At 40.9% G+C, this 16883-nt stretch carries 13 protein-coding genes; 9 read left to right on the top strand and 4 right to left on the bottom strand.

Annotated features, from left to right (window positions below; all coding sequences use genetic code 11):
• Positions 1 to 90: 90 nt before the first annotated feature.
• The 5 genes from ACH6EI_RS19180 (at position 91) to ACH6EI_RS19160 (ending at position 5817) form a co-directional block, all read left to right on the top strand.
• Complete coding sequence (locus ACH6EI_RS19180) at positions 91 to 3903, top strand: Ig-like domain-containing protein (RefSeq protein WP_189643441.1); 3813 nt, start codon at positions 91 to 93, stop codon at positions 3901 to 3903.
• A gap of 183 nt (positions 3904 to 4086) precedes the next feature.
• Complete coding sequence (locus ACH6EI_RS19175) at positions 4087 to 4929, top strand: aldo/keto reductase (protein WP_108674457.1); 843 nt, start codon at positions 4087 to 4089, stop codon at positions 4927 to 4929.
• Positions 4930 to 5022: 93 nt separating this feature from the next.
• Positions 5023 to 5199, top strand: a complete 177-nt coding sequence (locus tag ACH6EI_RS19170; protein WP_189643509.1) for a hypothetical protein — start codon at positions 5023 to 5025, stop codon at positions 5197 to 5199.
• Positions 5200 to 5396: 197 nt separating this feature from the next.
• On the top strand, positions 5397 to 5564 hold the full coding sequence (locus ACH6EI_RS19165; protein ID WP_080754385.1) for a Fur-regulated basic protein FbpA: 168 nt from the start codon (positions 5397 to 5399) through the stop codon (positions 5562 to 5564).
• 49 nt (positions 5565 to 5613) lie between these two features.
• On the top strand, positions 5614 to 5817 hold the full coding sequence (locus tag ACH6EI_RS19160; RefSeq protein WP_016766443.1) for an IDEAL domain-containing protein: 204 nt from the start codon (positions 5614 to 5616) through the stop codon (positions 5815 to 5817).
• A 528-nt stretch (positions 5818 to 6345) separates the two neighbouring features.
• On the opposite strand, the gene ACH6EI_RS19155 is transcribed toward ACH6EI_RS19160, so the two are convergent.
• The 4 genes from ACH6EI_RS19155 to ACH6EI_RS19140 form a co-directional block, all read right to left on the bottom strand.
• The gene (locus ACH6EI_RS19155; protein ID WP_108674458.1) at positions 6346 to 7701 is read right to left on the bottom strand and encodes an arsenic transporter; all 1356 of its coding nucleotides are present in this window, start codon (positions 7699 to 7701) and stop codon (positions 6346 to 6348) included.
• A 438-nt stretch (positions 7702 to 8139) separates the two neighbouring features.
• Complete coding sequence (gene menC, locus ACH6EI_RS19150) at positions 8140 to 9249, bottom strand: o-succinylbenzoate synthase (RefSeq protein ID WP_108674459.1); 1110 nt, start codon at positions 9247 to 9249, stop codon at positions 8140 to 8142.
• Positions 9246 to 10073 (bottom strand): GNAT family N-acetyltransferase, encoded by an 828-nt coding sequence (locus ACH6EI_RS19145; protein WP_108674460.1) that lies wholly within the window; start codon positions 10071 to 10073, stop codon positions 9246 to 9248. The genes menC and ACH6EI_RS19145 overlap by 4 nt, the downstream gene beginning before the upstream one ends.
• A 26-nt stretch (positions 10074 to 10099) precedes the next feature.
• Positions 10100 to 10906 (bottom strand): MurR/RpiR family transcriptional regulator, encoded by an 807-nt coding sequence (locus ACH6EI_RS19140; protein ID WP_108674461.1) that lies wholly within the window; start codon positions 10904 to 10906, stop codon positions 10100 to 10102.
• 190 nt (positions 10907 to 11096) lie between these two features.
• Between ACH6EI_RS19140 and ACH6EI_RS19135 the strand changes: the two genes are divergently transcribed.
• From ACH6EI_RS19135 to ACH6EI_RS19120, 4 genes are all read left to right on the top strand, one after another.
• On the top strand, positions 11097 to 12467 hold the full coding sequence (locus ACH6EI_RS19135; protein WP_033578247.1) for a sigma-54 interaction domain-containing protein: 1371 nt from the start codon (positions 11097 to 11099) through the stop codon (positions 12465 to 12467).
• A 73-nt stretch (positions 12468 to 12540) separates the two neighbouring features.
• Positions 12541 to 13857 carry an aspartate aminotransferase family protein gene (locus tag ACH6EI_RS19130; RefSeq protein ID WP_108674462.1) on the top strand — a complete coding sequence of 439 codons (1317 nt, stop codon included), beginning with the start codon at positions 12541 to 12543 and terminating at the stop codon, positions 13855 to 13857.
• 63 nt (positions 13858 to 13920) lie between these two features.
• On the top strand, positions 13921 to 15327 hold the full coding sequence (locus ACH6EI_RS19125) for a sodium:solute symporter family protein (protein ID WP_034269962.1): 1407 nt from the start codon (positions 13921 to 13923) through the stop codon (positions 15325 to 15327).
• A 130-nt stretch (positions 15328 to 15457) separates the two neighbouring features.
• Entirely contained in the window at positions 15458 to 16795 is a 1338-nt protein-coding gene (locus ACH6EI_RS19120) for an MFS transporter (protein WP_108674463.1), read from the top strand.
• The last annotated feature ends 88 nt before the right edge of the window (positions 16796 to 16883 follow it).

Raw genomic sequence — 16883 nt, 5'->3', positions numbered from 1 at the left:
AGGTAAAATGCTTTAATTTTTATAGAACTGTGTCGATATAACGAGAGATATTAAAATGCGTTAGACAGTACATGAAAATGGGGGAACAAGATGAGAAAGTTAACGGCATTAGCTTTGGTACTAAGCGTACTGCTGTTTCAATTCACGCCGCTTGCTAGCGTGAAAGCTGAAACGGTAGAACCAGTTGTGTCTGTAAAATTAGTAAACTATTTAGGAGATCAGCATGCAATTACAATTAAGCCGTCTTATTTATACACTATTAAAAACTCGGATTTGGTCTTAAATGCAAATACAGAGTATACGGTAACCGCAACAACTCAAGGTGTCACTTTAAAACAAGGAAGCACTGTCTTAGGTGAATTTACAAGCTTTGAAATTACACCGTCTCTTTATAAAAATCCCGTATCTATTAACGGCAGACAGTACTTAGGTGACGTGGCGTTTACAAATGAAAAGGGAACGTATGTCAGACCTGTTAATACGCTCCCGATTGAAGACTATTTAAAAGGCGTTGTGCCAAATGAAGTCTATACATCTTGGAATCTGCAAGCTTTAAAAACTCAGGCGGTAGCAGCAAGAACATACGCAATGAGCTATGCAGGAAAAGTAATCAATGACACGGTAAGCTATCAAGTGTACGGTGGCTATACGTGGTACGACAGTACAAACCAAGCAGTAGATCAGACATTCGGACAAGTCGTCACATACAACAATAAATTAATCAACGCCGTTTTCTCATCAAGCAACGGCGGAAGAACCGAATCAAACAGCAACGCTTGGGGAGGGACTCAGCTTTCTTATTTCCCGGTGAAAGAAGATCCATACGATAAGCAGACGCCGTGGACGTTAGCTATTCAAAAAACGCAAATTGATTTAACAGGAAAAGATTTAGCTAACTATAGCGCTTGGTGGAATACGGTTTCTGAAAAAGATAAAACCGTTACAGATAATTTGAAGTCATGGTTAGTAGCCAATAAGCATCCTGGTAAAACGATTAAAATTACGTCTATTCCAAAGGTGAGTTTTTATGCTCCTTCATCAGGAGGTCGTGTGACTAAAGGTGCAATTACAGTGGACTACCTCGTTAAAGGAGATGTAGACAGTTCGCAAAAACTAGTGGTTCATCATTTGGAATTAAAAGATTTAACATCGACGAAGCTAAAATCAATGTTAAACAGCCGTGCGATGCTTAGTCTGCTTGTAACGGAAACAAATGAAACAAGCACATCAACAACTTTTAATGGTAAAGGAAATGGACACGGTGTTGGAATGAGTCAATACGGTGCTCAAAAAATGGCAAGCCTAGGCAAAGACTATCGTGAAATTTTAGATTTTTATTATCCAACAACTACTCTTTTAAGTTTTTATACAACAAAATATCCGCGAAAAGAGCAGGAGCAAGAACCACCGAAAGATACGGTTGCACCTGATGCACCTTCAGTTAATGCATTAGGAGATAACCAAACATCGCTTACGGGCGTGACAGAACCAAATACTTCTGTTATTGCAAAAGTGGAAAATGAAGTAATTGGAACGGGTCTTGCTGATGAAGCTGGAAAATTTGCAATTACGATTGCCAAGCAGCCAGCAGATACAAAAGTGTCTGTAACGTCTAAAGATGCAGCTGAAAATGAAAGCACGGCTACAGTAGTGAGCGTAACGGATCAAACGCCGCCTTCTGTTCCAATTGTAAATGAAGTAAGTGACCAAGATACGACCGTAACAGGCGTAACAGAAGCAAACGCCGTCGTGACGGTAAAAGCAGGCGATGCAACGTTCTCTGCAGTAGCGGATGGTAACGGTACATTTACTGTTTCAATTCCAGTACAAATAGGCGGAACAACAATAGCGGTAAGTGCAAAAGATAAAGCAGGAAACGAAAGCCAAGCGCCTTCTTTTGCGGTTAAATCTACGTTAAAAGCACCGCTTGCACCCAAAGTAAATGAAGTAAGTGATCAAGACACAATGATCAAAGGAACGGCTGAAGCAAATGCGACGGTCATCGTTAAAAACGGAAGTCTTCAGCTTGCAGCAGGCAACGCAGATGCCAAAGGAAATTACAGCATCTCGATTGCGAAACAAAAAGCAGGAAGCACGCTGTACGTGACGGTTCAAAATGCAGGTGGAACAAGTTCAGCCGCTGCGGTGACCGTACAGGATAAAACGGCACCAGCTGCGCCAAAAGTAAATGCAGTAAGTGATCAAGATACAAAAGTTACAGGTGCAGCAGAAGCAAATTCTACAGTTACGGTAAAAGTAGGAACTACAACTGTGGGAACGGCTAAAGCAGGTGCAAATGGAGCGTTTTCTGTTTCCATTTCTCATCAAAAAGCGAATACAAAGCTAAGCGTACAAGCAAAAGATGCAGCAGGAAATAGCAGTACTGTATCGACTGTAACCGTTACGGCAAAGCAAAAAGCTCCGGTCAAACCAACAGTGAATGAAGTGAGTGATCGAAGTACAGCCGTTACGGGTACCGCAGAAGCAAATGCAACGGTTGTCATTAAAAACGGAAGTCTTCAGCTTGCAGCTGGTAAAGCAGATGCTAAAGGAAATTACAGCATCTCGATTGCGAAACAAAAAGCAGGAAGCAACCTGTCTGTAACGGCTGGAAACACAGCGGGCGTGAGTCCAGCTGTAACTGTAACCGTGCAGGATAAAACAGCACCCGTTACACCAAAAGTGAACGCTGTAAGCAACCAAGATACAGTCTTAACGGGAAGCACGGAAGCGGGCGCGGAAGTGCATGTGAAAATTGATAAAAAAGTAATTGGCAAAGGAACTGCCAAATCGGATGGAACGTTCAGCATCATCATTCCAAAGCAGCCTGCTGCTACAAAATTAGCTGTTATTGCAAAAGATGCAGCTAATAACTATAGCTCCAATGCGTTTGTAACGGTTAGTGCCGTACAGACAAAACCAGCGCTTCCAACCGTTGCTACGCTTACTGAAAAAAGTACAGCTGTAGCGGGAACAGGAGAAAAAAATGCGTCTATTTATATTAAAGTAGGCGGAAAGATTATTGCGAGTGGGAAAATTGATGGGAACGGCAAGTTCAGCGTGAAAATTCCTGCTCAAAAAGCAGGAACAGAAGTGACGGCGGTACTGCAAAATAAAGTAGGATACAGTCCGTATAAAATTGTAAAAGTACAAGACACAACTCCGCCGGCACCTCCGGCAGTTGATGCCGTTACGTCTTTGTCCACATTTATCTCGGGAAAAACAGAAGCAAATGCTGTGATTACGATTAAAAGCGGTACAAAAGTAATCGCGTCAGGCAAAGCAGATACTAAAGGGCAATTTAAAGTAACGATTCCAAAACAAACAGCAGGCGTAAAGCTGGCTGTTACAGCAAAAGATGCAGCTAATAACTACAGCTCCAACACGTTTGTAACGGTTAGTGCCGTACAGACAAAACCAGCGCTTCCAACCGTTGCTACGCTTACTGAAAAAAGTACAGCTGTAACGGGAACAGGAGAAAAAAATGCGTCTATTTATATTAAAGTAGGCGGAAAGATTATTGCGAGTGGGAAAATTGATGGAAACGGCAAGTTCAGCGTAAAAATTCCTGCTCAAAAAGCAGGAACAGAAGTGACGGCAGTTCTGCAAAATAAAGTAGGATACAGTCCGTATAAAATTGTAAAAGTACAAGACACAACTCCGCCGGCACCTCCGGCAGTAAATGCCGTTACGTCTTTGTCCACGTTTCTCTCTGGAAAAACGGAAGCAAATGCTGTGATTACGATTAAAAGCGGTACAAAAGTAATCGGATCAGGCAAAGCAGATAGCAAAGGCCAGTTTAAAGTAACGATTCCAAAACAAAAAGCAGGCGTAAAACTGGCTGTGACGGCAAAAGATGCCGCTGGAAATACAAGTTCAGCAGTCAATATAAATGTTAAATAAAAACAAAAAAGAATTCTCTGCGGAGGATTCTTTTTTTAGTGATTTTTAAGAGGGATAGAAGGTTACTAAAAAGTTACCTTAGAACTTTGAAGTGCCTAACTTACTTTAAAGTGGGTTCTATCTTTTTCTTTTTTTCTGTTTCATAATAACAAATGTAAAGAAATTAGCAGGGGGTTTTTTATAATGAGTAATCATTTGCAAGATACAGTAACACTTCACAACGGAGTCAAAATGCCTTGGCTTGGATTAGGTGTATTTAAAGTAGAAGAAGGGCCTGAATTAGTGAACGCGGTGAAAACAGCTATCGTCAAAGGCTATCGCAGCATCGATACGGCAGCTATTTATGAAAATGAAGAAGGTGTAGGAGAAGGAATTCGCCAAGGTCTGAAAGAAGCAGGTCTTTCACGCGAAGACATTTTTGTTACATCAAAAGTTTGGAACGCGGATTTAGGCTATGAAGAGACGCTAGCTGCTTACGAAACAAGCTTACAAAAGCTTGGCTTAGAATATTTAGATCTATACTTAATTCACTGGCCTGTAGAAGGCAAGTATAAAGCAGCGTGGAAAGCATTAGAAACGCTTTATAAAGAAGAAAAAGTAAGAGCTGTAGGCGTAAGTAATTTTCAAATTCATCATTTAGAAGACTTAATGAAAGATGGAGAGGTTAAGCCTGTTATTAACCAAGTGGAATATCATCCTCGTTTGACGCAAAAAGAGCTGCATGCTTTTTGTCAAAAGCACGATATTCAGCTAGAAGCATGGTCTCCGCTTATGCAAGGAGAATTGCTAGATAACGATGTGTTAAAAGAAATTGCTGAAAAACACGGCAAATCAGTTGCTCAAATTATTCTGCGATGGGATCTGCAAAACGGAGTTGTAACGATTCCAAAATCAACAAAAGAGCATCGTATTGTTGAAAATTCATCGCTATTCGATTTTGAATTGGATACTGAAGACGTAAGTAAAATTAATGAATTAAACCAAAATCACCGAGTAGGTCCAGATCCGGACAACTTTGATTTTTAATAGAAGAACTAAGAGGCTGGGACAAACGTATTTTAGCCCAAGTGAAAAACGAGCCATTGATCAACAAGTTTGATGAGTGGTTCGTTTTTTTTTATGGTGAATACAGCTTCATCTGTTTCGTCCTTCCAGCAGTTGATTGAAGGGCAAGGCGAAGACTCCTGCGGGAAAAGCGGGACAGATGAGACCCGGCAGGAGCGCAAGCGACGAGGAGGCTCAGCGCCCGCCCGCGGAAAGCGAAGGCTTGCATGGAAATCAACGGCGGTGTCATAAGCGGTTCAGCTCATGTATCTCATTTGTTCGTCTTTAGGTTGGATTCAGTTAGTTCTGTCCCGGCCTCTTTTTATGCATTATTACATAAATTTAACATTTTCTTCACAGTAAGCTAAAGGACGGGCCGTATCATAAAGAAAGGTCGTGAAAGATAGAGAAATCATTTCATTTTTAAGCGTAAAATAGGCGGTGTAACGATGACGAAACAAGCTTACTCTCACATACAATGTAAAAAAACATCAATGATTGATTTATTGCTGGATGCAGGGGTTTATAAAAAAGGAAACAAGCAGCTATACGAGCTTACGCTTCAAGAACTAGAATCAGAATACGAAGCTGTTTCACAGCAGCGCATATCTCAATGAAATTTTGATACATTGCTAGAATTTGTTATAATAGAGGAAAGGATAGGAGTTGATTTATATCGAAAAGCACCCGACAGACTCGCAGCCCATCCGTATGGATATCCTCGATTCTATATTTGCTAAAATGGTATTAAATAAGGCTATCCGAGATTTTAGAAGAGACCAAATTTTACGTGAAGTCGATCAAACATTAGAAGAAAGAAACAAAGAAAAATTTTTTCAATTAATTGAAGAATTAAAATCAATTTCGTAAAGGGCGTTCGCGCGATAGAATTTGATTTTATCATTTTAGCATATAAAAACAGGTAAGAAGCGGCATGCTTAGTTACCTGTTTTTTTGTCGTTTTATTGTAAAACAAGGCCTTACATAAGAAGTGCACCTTGCTAGTAAACAGACAAAAAGAGCAAGTCTAATGTACTCACTCTTTTCAGAAAGGTATGGGTGTTAATGAGAAAATGAATGTCACTCTCTAAATGTTGCGTGTGGGGTTTAGAAAGTTCTATGCATCTGCATATTTTCTACTTCATTCGCTCTATGTATTGTTAAAGTAACAATATAACCATATCTTATCACATGAAGGAAATTCGATTCAATATATTTATTGATTTTCTTTTTAAATTGTTCTAAATAATTAGTGAATGTAAAAAAATGTTTTTATTGGGTGAATGTGTATCTATAAAAAACAATAGAAAAATATAGTGGGGTTTTTATGGGAGACATTTGTTTATTTCTGACGGACTGTAAGCTTCAAAAGAGTACAATCCGTCCTGTAAATCAGTATTAAGAAAAAATGAGCTGAACCCAGTAGAATAGGAGGAAAAGAGTAACGATCGTGGTAAGCGGAATAACAATAAGTGATACTTTTAAATAATCTTTCCATTTTATCTTGATATGATTTTCTTTTAAAATATGCATCCAGATAAGAGAAGCTAGTGTTCCAATCGGCAATAAAAGCGAGCCCATATCACTTCCAATAATATTAGCAAGATAAATGGTTTTAAGAGTAATAGGATCGAGCCCCATTTCAGTCAAGGTAATGGTTCCGACCATTAAAGCAGGGTGATTGTTAAACAAGTTAGAGAGAATAGAAACAAGTCCTCCCATGATAAAGCTTGCTTCAAAAAGTCCTCGATTTACGATTGGTTCGCAAACTTTTACAAGCAGCTCCGTCAATCCTACGTTATGCAGTCCGTAAATAATAACGTACATCGAAAAGGCAAAAACGAAAATGTGCCACGGCGTTTTCTTTAAAATATCAATCGGGTTTGTACGTAAGTGATACCATCTCCAAACAAGCAAGATCAGTGAGCCGAGTACAGCAACCAATTCGATTGGTATGCCGAAATAAGAGGCGACAAATAGGAGACAGCGCATAACAAACACAAATAATAAAACTTTCAGCATAAATTGTGTGCGTTTACGTTTTGTTTCAACAGAAATGCTTCCTTTTAAGGGGTGAAACTGTTTCGTAAAGAAACTTTCTTCTATATCTTTTGAAGCATGCGGCAGTTTTTTTGGCAAATGGCGTTTTACGACCGTATACATGAGCCAAGACATAAATAATAAACCAAGTGTCGCCGGTACAAACATCATCGCCGTGTGCATATAAAGCGACATATGAACAATTTTTAAGGCAATCAAATTGACAATATTACTTACACCTATAGGCGCGCTGGAAGCGGTAGCAATAAGCGCTCCACTTAAAAGGTAGGGGATCTGCTGGTGGGGTTTTAGCTGAAGGTTTTTCAAAAGTAGAATTAAAATTGGAGTGGTAATTAAAATACTGCCGTCATTATTAAATAGTAAAGTCATTAAAAAGCAAAGCAGTTGAATGTACCAATATAATCGGTACCCTGAGCCTTTGGATAAACTCACTAGTCGTGCAGCTGCCCAGTGGAAGAATCCAAAACTTTCTAATATGACGGCCATGACAATGGTGGCAATAATGGTGATAGAAGCGCCGCTTATCTTTGCAAAAATATCAACAATGTCTGATTTGGATACAATCCCTGTAAGCAGGATAATGGCTGCTCCTATGGCTGCCGGCCATGCTTCGTTGATGCCGTTTGGCCTCCAAAAAATGACGAGCATTGTCATTGTAAACACGAAAATGGCAATTCCAATTTCAATATTCATCAGTATGCTCCTTTCTTCTAAAATTTGTAATGAATATACCCTTGCATGTCCCTTACACTCTATTTATATTCATTTATTACTAGAAGGATTGTGCATAAGACCATTTTTGCTAATATGTTTGTTTATCTTGCCAAGGCACGTATCATCTCGGGAGAGGAGCCTATAAAAAAGGGGCTGGGACATAACTAAATCCATCCAATCTAAAAAGAAATCAATTGAATAAAGGAGCTAGTATGCGTTGCTTTTTACACCGCTGTTGATTTCCGTGCAAGACTCCGCTTTCCGCGGGCGGTAGAGCCTGGCCCTCCAATCCACAGCTAGAAGCCACTACATACATGAAACCTACGTTCACGTTTATCGTCACAATGAAAAGATCCGAACGGTGTACCGTTCGGATTTTCCTTCAACTAACATACTTTTGTTCCAGCCTGTTTAAGATTAGCAAGTATAGGTTTTTTCGTGTAAAGTTAGCGCTTTTATCTGATCGTGATCAGGTTCATAGCCAATGCCTGGTGTATCGGGAACGGAAATAATACCGTTGTCGACCGTGATTTCCGGATGAACAATATCACGCGGCCAGTATTTAGAGGATGCGGCCGTATCTCCGGGAAGTGTAAAATTAGCAAGTGTGGTAATGGCAATATTATGTGCTCGCCCTACACCTGATTCGAGCATACCGCCGCACCATACGGGAATACCGTGAGTTTGACAAAGATCATGAATTTTTTTGGCTTCGGTTAGTCCGCCTACCCGGCCAATTTTAATGTTAATAATTTGCGTGCTTCCAAGTTTAATAGCTTTTCGAACGTCTTCAGCTGAATGAATGCTTTCATCCAAGCAAATAGGCGTGCGCATGCGGGCCTGCAGTTCAGCGTGATCAATTAAATCATCATGAGCCAACGGCTGTTCAATCATCATTAAATCAAACTCATCAAGCTGAGCAAGGTGATTAGCATCTGCAAGCGTATAAGCAGAGTTCGCATCAACCATCAGCGGAATAGAAGGGAACGCGTTTCGAACCGCGCGCGTCAAGTTAAGATCCCAGCTCGGCTTAATCTTAATTTTGATCCGCTTATATCCTTCATTCAAGCCGGCTTCAATTTTGCGAAGCGTTTCGTCAATCGTAGGCTGAATGCCAACGCTGAGCCCAACTTCAATTTGATTTTTACTGCCTCCTAGCGCTTTAGATAGAGAGAGGTTTTGCCTGCGCGCATACAAATCCCAAACTGAGCCTTCTAACGCCGCTTTTGCCATGTAATTGCCTCGAATATGAGCAAAGCGTTGGGATACTTCGTCAGGATGCTGAATTTCTTTCTGTTGAAGCAAAGGAATTAAAAAATCCTCCATAATGTGCCAGTTTGTTTTAAGCGTTTCTTCTTTATAAAAAGGATCTGCGCAAGCTACGGATTCGGCCCAGCCGGATCGTCCGTCTTCGTCTTGAATTTCTACTAAAATAAAATCTCGATCCACTTCTTTTCCAAGACTTGTCGTAAACGGATGAAGTAAATCCATTTTTAAATGCCGTAAAATGACGCGTTTGATCTTCATTTTTGCACCTCTTTTTTCGTTAAAATGTAAAAATGAACGGGCGCGCTGCTTTCTGGATGCTTCATAAAACCTGTTACTTGGAATCCTTTTGCAAAACACGTTTGAAATACGCGTCTTGTTCGCATACGCCAGTCCAATGCAAGAGAAGGAGAGCCTTCTTTCATTTGCTGAAAAGCAGCTGGAATAGCTACAGCTACAACCTCATCATTTAACAGTTTTTCATCAATATTTGTAACAGAAGGAAACCCTTCATCCGTTAACGTCCATTGAGTAAGCGATGCCTCCATTATTTGATCTGGCGTATAGGGAGGCTGAGCTTGTTTTGTATCCTCTGCAGATGCCCATTCTACAACGAATCGATCAGAAGGCAAGTCAGCATTTAACGGATCATTCATATCTCCGTAGCAGTTTTCAATATATGTAGAACAAACGGCTCCAAGCTTTCCAATATTTAAATACCCGTTGGCGCTTTCTAACGGATCATACGTCCAGCTGATATATGAATAGCCCTTTTTTTTACTTTCCTGTCTCTGCGCATGCTTAAGTTTGGCACCGATACCCATGCTGCGATAGGCAGGGTCGACTGCTAGTATATGAGAACATAAGTAGACGCAAGTTCCATCAAACCCTGGAAAGCTATATTGAAAGCCAATCAGCTTTTCATCTAGAAACGCACCGAGCACAAGACCTCCGTTTTTAACAGCGGTCAAAGTTTGGTGAACAGGCGTTGCTTCTTCTTCTCCCCAGACGCGGCTTTCTAATGCGCGTACGTCTTCTAGTTCATTGGTTGTTGTAAGTGAACGAATCGTTAAAGCTTCAGTCATATGTTTACTTCCTTTCTTTTAATCATTTATTCTAAAAAGATGCCTTGCTCGGCATAGAGCTTTTCCAAGCGTTCCTGCCTTTTTCCAGCCGTTTTTTCATCTCTTTTTTGCATGCTGCTAATGACAACTTGTGATAGGGCAAGAAGTGATAAAATATGTTCGGTTGTGCCGGCTAAAAGCGTGATATCAGCGATTTGGCCTACCGGAGACAGACGGCGGTCTGTAATGGCAATGACTTTTGCTCCTTGTTTTTTAGCCTGCTGAGCTACTTCAAGCGCTTCTTTTGTATAGCGCGGCAGTGAAAATACAACAACAGCAGATTCACTAGTTAGATTGCATAGCGTTTCAAGCAAAAATCCAGTTGGAAAAGATAAAAGAACATGATTGCGAAGCTGATTCATTTTATAATACAGCCAGTAGGCTGCCGTATGAGATTCACGGAAACCCGCAATATACACTTGATCACTTTTGATAAGCGCATCTACAGCTTGAGATAAATCCTTTTCGTCAACAGGGGAAAGCCATTCACTAAAAGGTTTCTTTTCTTCCGCTGCAGAATCAGCTGCAGTCTTGTTAGCTGCTTCTTTTGATTCGGCAGAAGAAAGCCATTCTTTTCGCATTAGCTCCTGCAGATCTGAAAAACCATTTAACCCAAGTGCGTAAGCTAGACGAATAACGGTTGTTTCACTGACACCTGCTTCTTTACCAATTTGCCCAGCCGTGTACAGCGAGCCTTTTTCCATAAAATTAACGAGAAACTCCGCTACTTTTTTTTGACCGCGAGAAAGGTCAGGGAATTTATGTTTAATTAATTCTTGAAATGATGGATTCATATAGCCTCCTAAAAAAAGAAGTTATAACTTCATAAAAATATATTAATGCATTTTTAACTTCATTTCAATTACTGTTTCAAAATAAAAAGAAGCCCTCGTGATATAATAAATTGATTATTCAAAAATAAATGCCATTATTCAAAAACGAATTGTATTTTATTCAAAAATGAATAGAAAGCGGGGAGCATACATGAATTCAGAATGGAATGAAAATCAGTGGATCCTTCATTCATTAAAAGATGATTTGCTTGTGACGGATGAAAAAGGCATCATTGTCCGAATACATGAAGGAACGGGAAACATTTACGATGTAAAAGCTGAAAAACTGCTCGGAAAGTCTGTGTATGAACTTGAAAAACAAGGACTGTTTACCCCAATCGTTACCCCAATTGTGCTTGAAACAAAGAAGAAAATTACGCTTGTACAAACAACTAAACAAGGCAAGCAAGTGCTCGTTACGGGCATTCCGGTCAAAGATGAAAAAGGCGAGATTAAAAGAATCGTCAGCTATTCTCACGATGTGACGGAGCTGATGGAAATGAAAACATATCTTGATGCGATGGAAGGCGAAATGCAGCGCGTAAAGAGCGAGCTTATGCTGCTGCGGAACCAAAATCTATCAACAGAAGGAATTGTATGCAACAGCGATAAGATGCAGCACGTTCTTCGTACGGCCGTTCACGTTTCGAACGTAGACGTAAATATTTTGCTTTTAGGGCAGTCCGGAGTAGGAAAAACGCATTTAGCCAAGCTGATACATAACAAAAGTACAAGAAGCAAAGGGCCGTTTATTGAAGTGAACTGCGGGGCGATTCCAGATCATTTATTTGAAGCGGAACTGTTCGGATATGAAGCAGGGGCTTTTACCGGTGCATCTAAAAATGGAAAGGTGGGGCTGGTCGAATTAGCAGACGGGGGCACGCTTTTTTTAGATGAAGTGGGAGAGCTGTCACCGGCGCATCAAGTGAAAATTTTAAAGCTCATTCAAGAAAAACAGTTTTATTCCGTTGGAGGAAGAAAGCCCAAAACCGTGGACTTTCGCTTAATTGCAGCGACGAACAAAGATTTAGAAAAAGCCGTTGCTGAAAAAGAATTTCGAGAAGATTTGTATTTTCGTTTAAGCGTTGTACCGATTACCATTCCATCTTTGAACGAGCGTCCTGAAGATATTTTTCCGCTGCTCACACATTTTGCCGAGCAGTTTGAAAAGAAATACAACCGAAAAAGAACGTTTGATAATGCGGTTATTCACGCACTGCTTGCACACGAGTGGAAAGGAAACGTACGAGAGTTAATCAATGTGATTGAACACGCGGTGGTTGTGTCTTCACAAACGCTGATTACAATGGAGCATTTGCCGCATTCTCTGCATAGGAAAAAACGGGTTCAGCACGTTGAAGAACATGGGGAAATGAAGCTTAATGACGCGTTAAACGAGCTGGAAAAAGAGATATTAGTAAGAGCAAAAAAACAGTATAAAACGACAACAGAAATAGGCGAAGCACTCGGAATCAGTCAGCCTTCAGTTGTTAGAAAATTAAAAAAACATTCTGTTTTTTAACGTCTTTGGCACGCTCTTTGCATGTAAAACAAGTACAAACACATTACTTGATAGATTGCGAGGAGGAAGTCAGATGACGCAGGCATCACTTACACAGTTAATGAACAGTTTACCGGATTTACTAGCACCAAGCATGGCGAAAGATCATCCTAATTTACCGGTGGTAAAAGCAGAGGGCTGCTACTACTACGGAGCGGACGGAAAAACGTATTTAGATTTTACATCAGGTATTGCAACAGCGAATACAGGTCATCGTCACCCTAAAGTTGTACAAGCGATTAAAGAAAGCGTTGATCATCTTATGCACGGCCCGTCAGGTGTGATTATGTACAAATCTATTTTACAGCTGGCGGAAGAATTAAAAACAGTATTGCCAAGAGGCCTGGACTGCTTTTTCTTTGCCAATAGCGGAACTGAAGCAATAGAAGGAGCGTTAAAGCTAGCAAAATACGTGACGCAAAGACCTTATACGGTTTCGTTTATGGGCTGCTTTCACGGCCGTTCTCTCGGAGCGCTTAGCGTGACAACATCAAAAAGCAAATACCGGAAATTTCTTCAGCCATCGGGCTTAACGTATCAAGTGCCTTATGCAGACGTGACTCAGTGTCCAAAAGGAGAAGATCCGGAAATCTACTGCGTGGAAAAGCTGGAAAAAGATTTTGACACGTTGTTTAAGCATCAAGTAACGCCGGAAGAAGTGGCGTGCATGATTGTAGAGCCGGTTCTTGGAGAAGGCGGCTACGTGATCCCGCCGAAAGCGTGGCTGCAAAAAATAAGAGAAGTATGTGACAGACACGGCATTCTGCTTATTTTTGACGAAGTGCAAACCGGCTTTGGACGCACCGGCGAGTGGTTTGCAGCTCAAACGTTTGACGTGACGCCTGACATTATGGCAATCGCAAAAGGCATAGCATCAGGACTTCCGTTAAGTGCTACTGTAGCTTCTAAACAGCTCATGGAAAAGTGGCCGATTGGTACACATGGAACAACTTTTGGAGGCAACCCCATTGCTTGTTCAGCAGCACTTGCGACGATAGACGTATTAAAAGAAGAAAAGCTGATTGAGAACTCAAAAGCAATGGGGAAATATGCAGCGGATCAGCTTCAGCATTTAAAAGCGAAGCATGAAGTGATCGGAAGCATTCGTTCAGTAGGACTAATGATTGGAATTGAAATTATCAATCCAAAAACAAAGCAAGGTGACGGAAATCTTCTTCTTGAGATTTTAGACAAATGTTTGGAAAAAGGGGTGCTGTTTTACCTTTGCGGAAATAGCGGAGAAGTGATTCGAATGATTCCTCCTTTAACGATTACAAAGGAAGAAATTGATGCCGGGCTTCGCGTGTTAGACGAAGCATTAACAGAAATCACAAGTCTTCACGTGATCTAAAGCTTTAAGAAGCTCTTTGTTTCAACAAAAGATAAATTGACCCATAATAAGGAGGAATCTGTTATGAACGGACTGGATATGACGGTTATGTTTGTCTATTTTGGCGTATTGGTTGTAGCGGGTATCATTGGCTCATTAAAAGCAAAGTCATCAGAAGATTTTATTTTAGCCGGGCGAAACTTGGGGATGTTTATGTATTTAGGATGTTTGTCTGCCGTTATTTTAGGCGGGGCGTCAACGATTGGAACCGCTCAGCTTGGCTACGAGCACGGGCTGTCTGGCATTTGGTTTGTGACGATGATTGGACTTGGAATCATTACGCTTGGCACGATTTTTATTAAGCGGATTTCGTCGTTGAAAGTGACTACTATTAGTGAGCTGCTAGGAAAAAGATATAACGCTCAAGCGCAAATTATCAGCGCCGTTGTTGCCGCTATTTATACACTCATGGTATCGGTCACTCAAGTGATTGGAATGGGAACGATCATTCATGCGTTGCTTGGATGGAACATGACGGCCTCGATGCTAATTGGCGGTTCGATTGTTTTGTTCTATACGATTTTAGGCGGAATGTGGAGCGTAACGGTTACTGATATTATTCAATTTGTTGTGATGACGGTGGCGATTTTTGGATTTATGCTTCCGATGAGTGTATCAGAAGCAGGAGGTTTCAAAGCCCTTACCGGAGATTTACCATCATCGTATTTTGATTTTTCATCGATTGGATACGGTCAAATTTTTCAGTATTTCCTTCTATATACGCTTGGTATGGCAGTTTCTCAAGATATTTGGCAGCGGGTATTTACGGCGCGAACAGAAAAAATTGCGCGAAACGGCTCTATTTTTGCAGGGGTGTACAGCATTGCCTACGCAATTGCGGGAAGTGTAATTGGAATGTGTGCATATTTGCTGCTGCCAAACGCAGAAAGCAGTCAAAGCATTTTTGCGACGCTTGCGATTCAAATTCTGCCTCAAGGGTTATTAGGTCTCGTACTTGCAGGCGTTTGTTCGGCGCTGATGTCAACTGCTTCAGGGACACTGCTTGCGTCTTCTACGCTCATTAGCAACGATATCATTAAAAAAGTGTGGCTTAAAAATATTTCAGAGAAAAATTATTTAATTTTAACCCGTGTGAATACACTTATTGTCGGCGTGCTTGCTATTATTTTTGCTCTTTGGATTCAAGACGTGCTTGTTGCTCTAGACGTGGCGTATGCCATCTTATCAGGAGCGATTTTTGTTCCGTTTGTTGTCTCGCTGTTTTGGAAAGACATTCATCCAAAAGCCGGAGTTTCAGCGATTGTTGTTAGTACGCTAGTAGTGCTTGGAGGTCTATTGATTGAAGGACTTTCTTCTACTACGCCAATTCTATACGGCATTTCAAGCAGCATCATTGTAATGGCTGGATTTGCGGTTATGGCTCGAAACAAAGAACTGTCTGATCAAGAAAAGGTTCAAGAAGATATGTGAATAAGGGGGTAAAAAGCTTCTCATAGTAAAGTGAGAAGCTTTTTAGCATTTTGTATGCATAAGTATAGACAACGAACGGCAAGGAGGAGTACACTAGACGCTCAGATTATAGAGATAAGGAGATTGGTACATGAAGAGCAGAACGTCCGTAATGGTTAGTATTGTGCTGGCAATGCTAGTGGCTTCGCTTGATTCAACGATTATGAATACGACGATGCCCGTTATTGCAAAAGAGCTTGGAAGATTTGATTTGTACGCGTGGTCGTTTGCTTCGTACATGATTGCAAGTACGATTTTATCTCCGGTAGCGGGAAGATTATCGGATTTATTTGGCCGCAAAAAAGTATTTGGGTTTGGAATTATTGCTTTTTTAATTGGTTCGATGCTTTGCGGAGTGGCAAATACGATGATTCAGCTTGTTCTTTTCCGTGCGGTTCAAGGAATAGGAGCCGGGTTTATGGTGGCCTTTCCCGCTATTATTGCCGGAGACTTATTTCCAGTGGAGAAACGAGGGAAAATTCAGGCGCTCTTTACAACGATGTGGGGATTATCAGCTGTGTTAGCACCGCTTTTAGGCGCTTTTTTTGTGGATTATTTAACGTGGAGATGGATTTTCTTTATTAATTTACCGGTATGTATCGTCGCGTTTCTAGCGTTAATGCCGTATCAAGAAAGCTATGAGCCGAAAAGAGCAAAAGTCGATTACATCGGCGCTATTTTGTTTGGAGCGGGCGTTACCTCACTGCTGCTCGTAACAGTAGTGGAACAAAACCGAATTGTGTATGCAGTAGCGGGACTTATTTTATTGGTCATTTTTTATCTCCATGAACGAAAACATGCTTCTCCGATTGTACCGCTGTCTATGTTCCAAAACAAAACGCTGTCATGGATTAACATCAATGCGTTTATTGGAACGGTGGCTTTATTCGGAACGTCAAGCTACATTCCGTTATTTTTGCAGCGAGTAGCGCATTTGTCACTGTTTATGAGCGGAGTGGCGCTGTTAGGAACAGCGGTTGGATGGATGTCTGTGTCCGTGCCTGCAGGTAAATGGATTTTAAAACACGGCTACAGAAAGCTGTTGTTAATCGGGAATGTGCTGCTGGTTGGCTCAGGAACACTTCTGCTTATGCTAAATGAAAGTCACGGCTTCTTTTATGTGTTTTGCGTCATGATTGTACAAGGACTGTCGTTTGGTCTGCTTTCTACGGTTGGAGTCATTGGTGTACAGCAATTAGTAGGAGGACATGAAAGAGGTATTTCAACGTCATTTTTTATGTTTTGCCGAAACATGGGAACAGCAATCGGCGTTACGATTATGGGTGCGTTGCTGACTTCAGGCGGAAGCTTTATGGCAGGCATTCATCACTTGTTTTTATTTGGCTTTGCCGGAAGCATCGTGGCGTTATTAACGTCGTTAAAGATTCAAAACGATACGGAAACAAAGCACAATCGAGCTGCTAGTTGAGGGAATTTATTCTAAATATGTTTATTTCATAAAAAAACGGGAAGAAACCAAATAAGGTCATAGAATTGCCTGAGAAATCGTAGGCATA

Source organism: Priestia sp. JSM ZJ58 (assembly GCF_044383985.1).
GTDB classification, from domain to species: domain Bacteria; phylum Bacillota; class Bacilli; order Bacillales; family Bacillaceae_H; genus Priestia; species Priestia zanthoxyli.
Note: the sequence above shows the minus strand (reverse complement) of the source record. Positions and strands in the feature narration are given on the sequence as shown.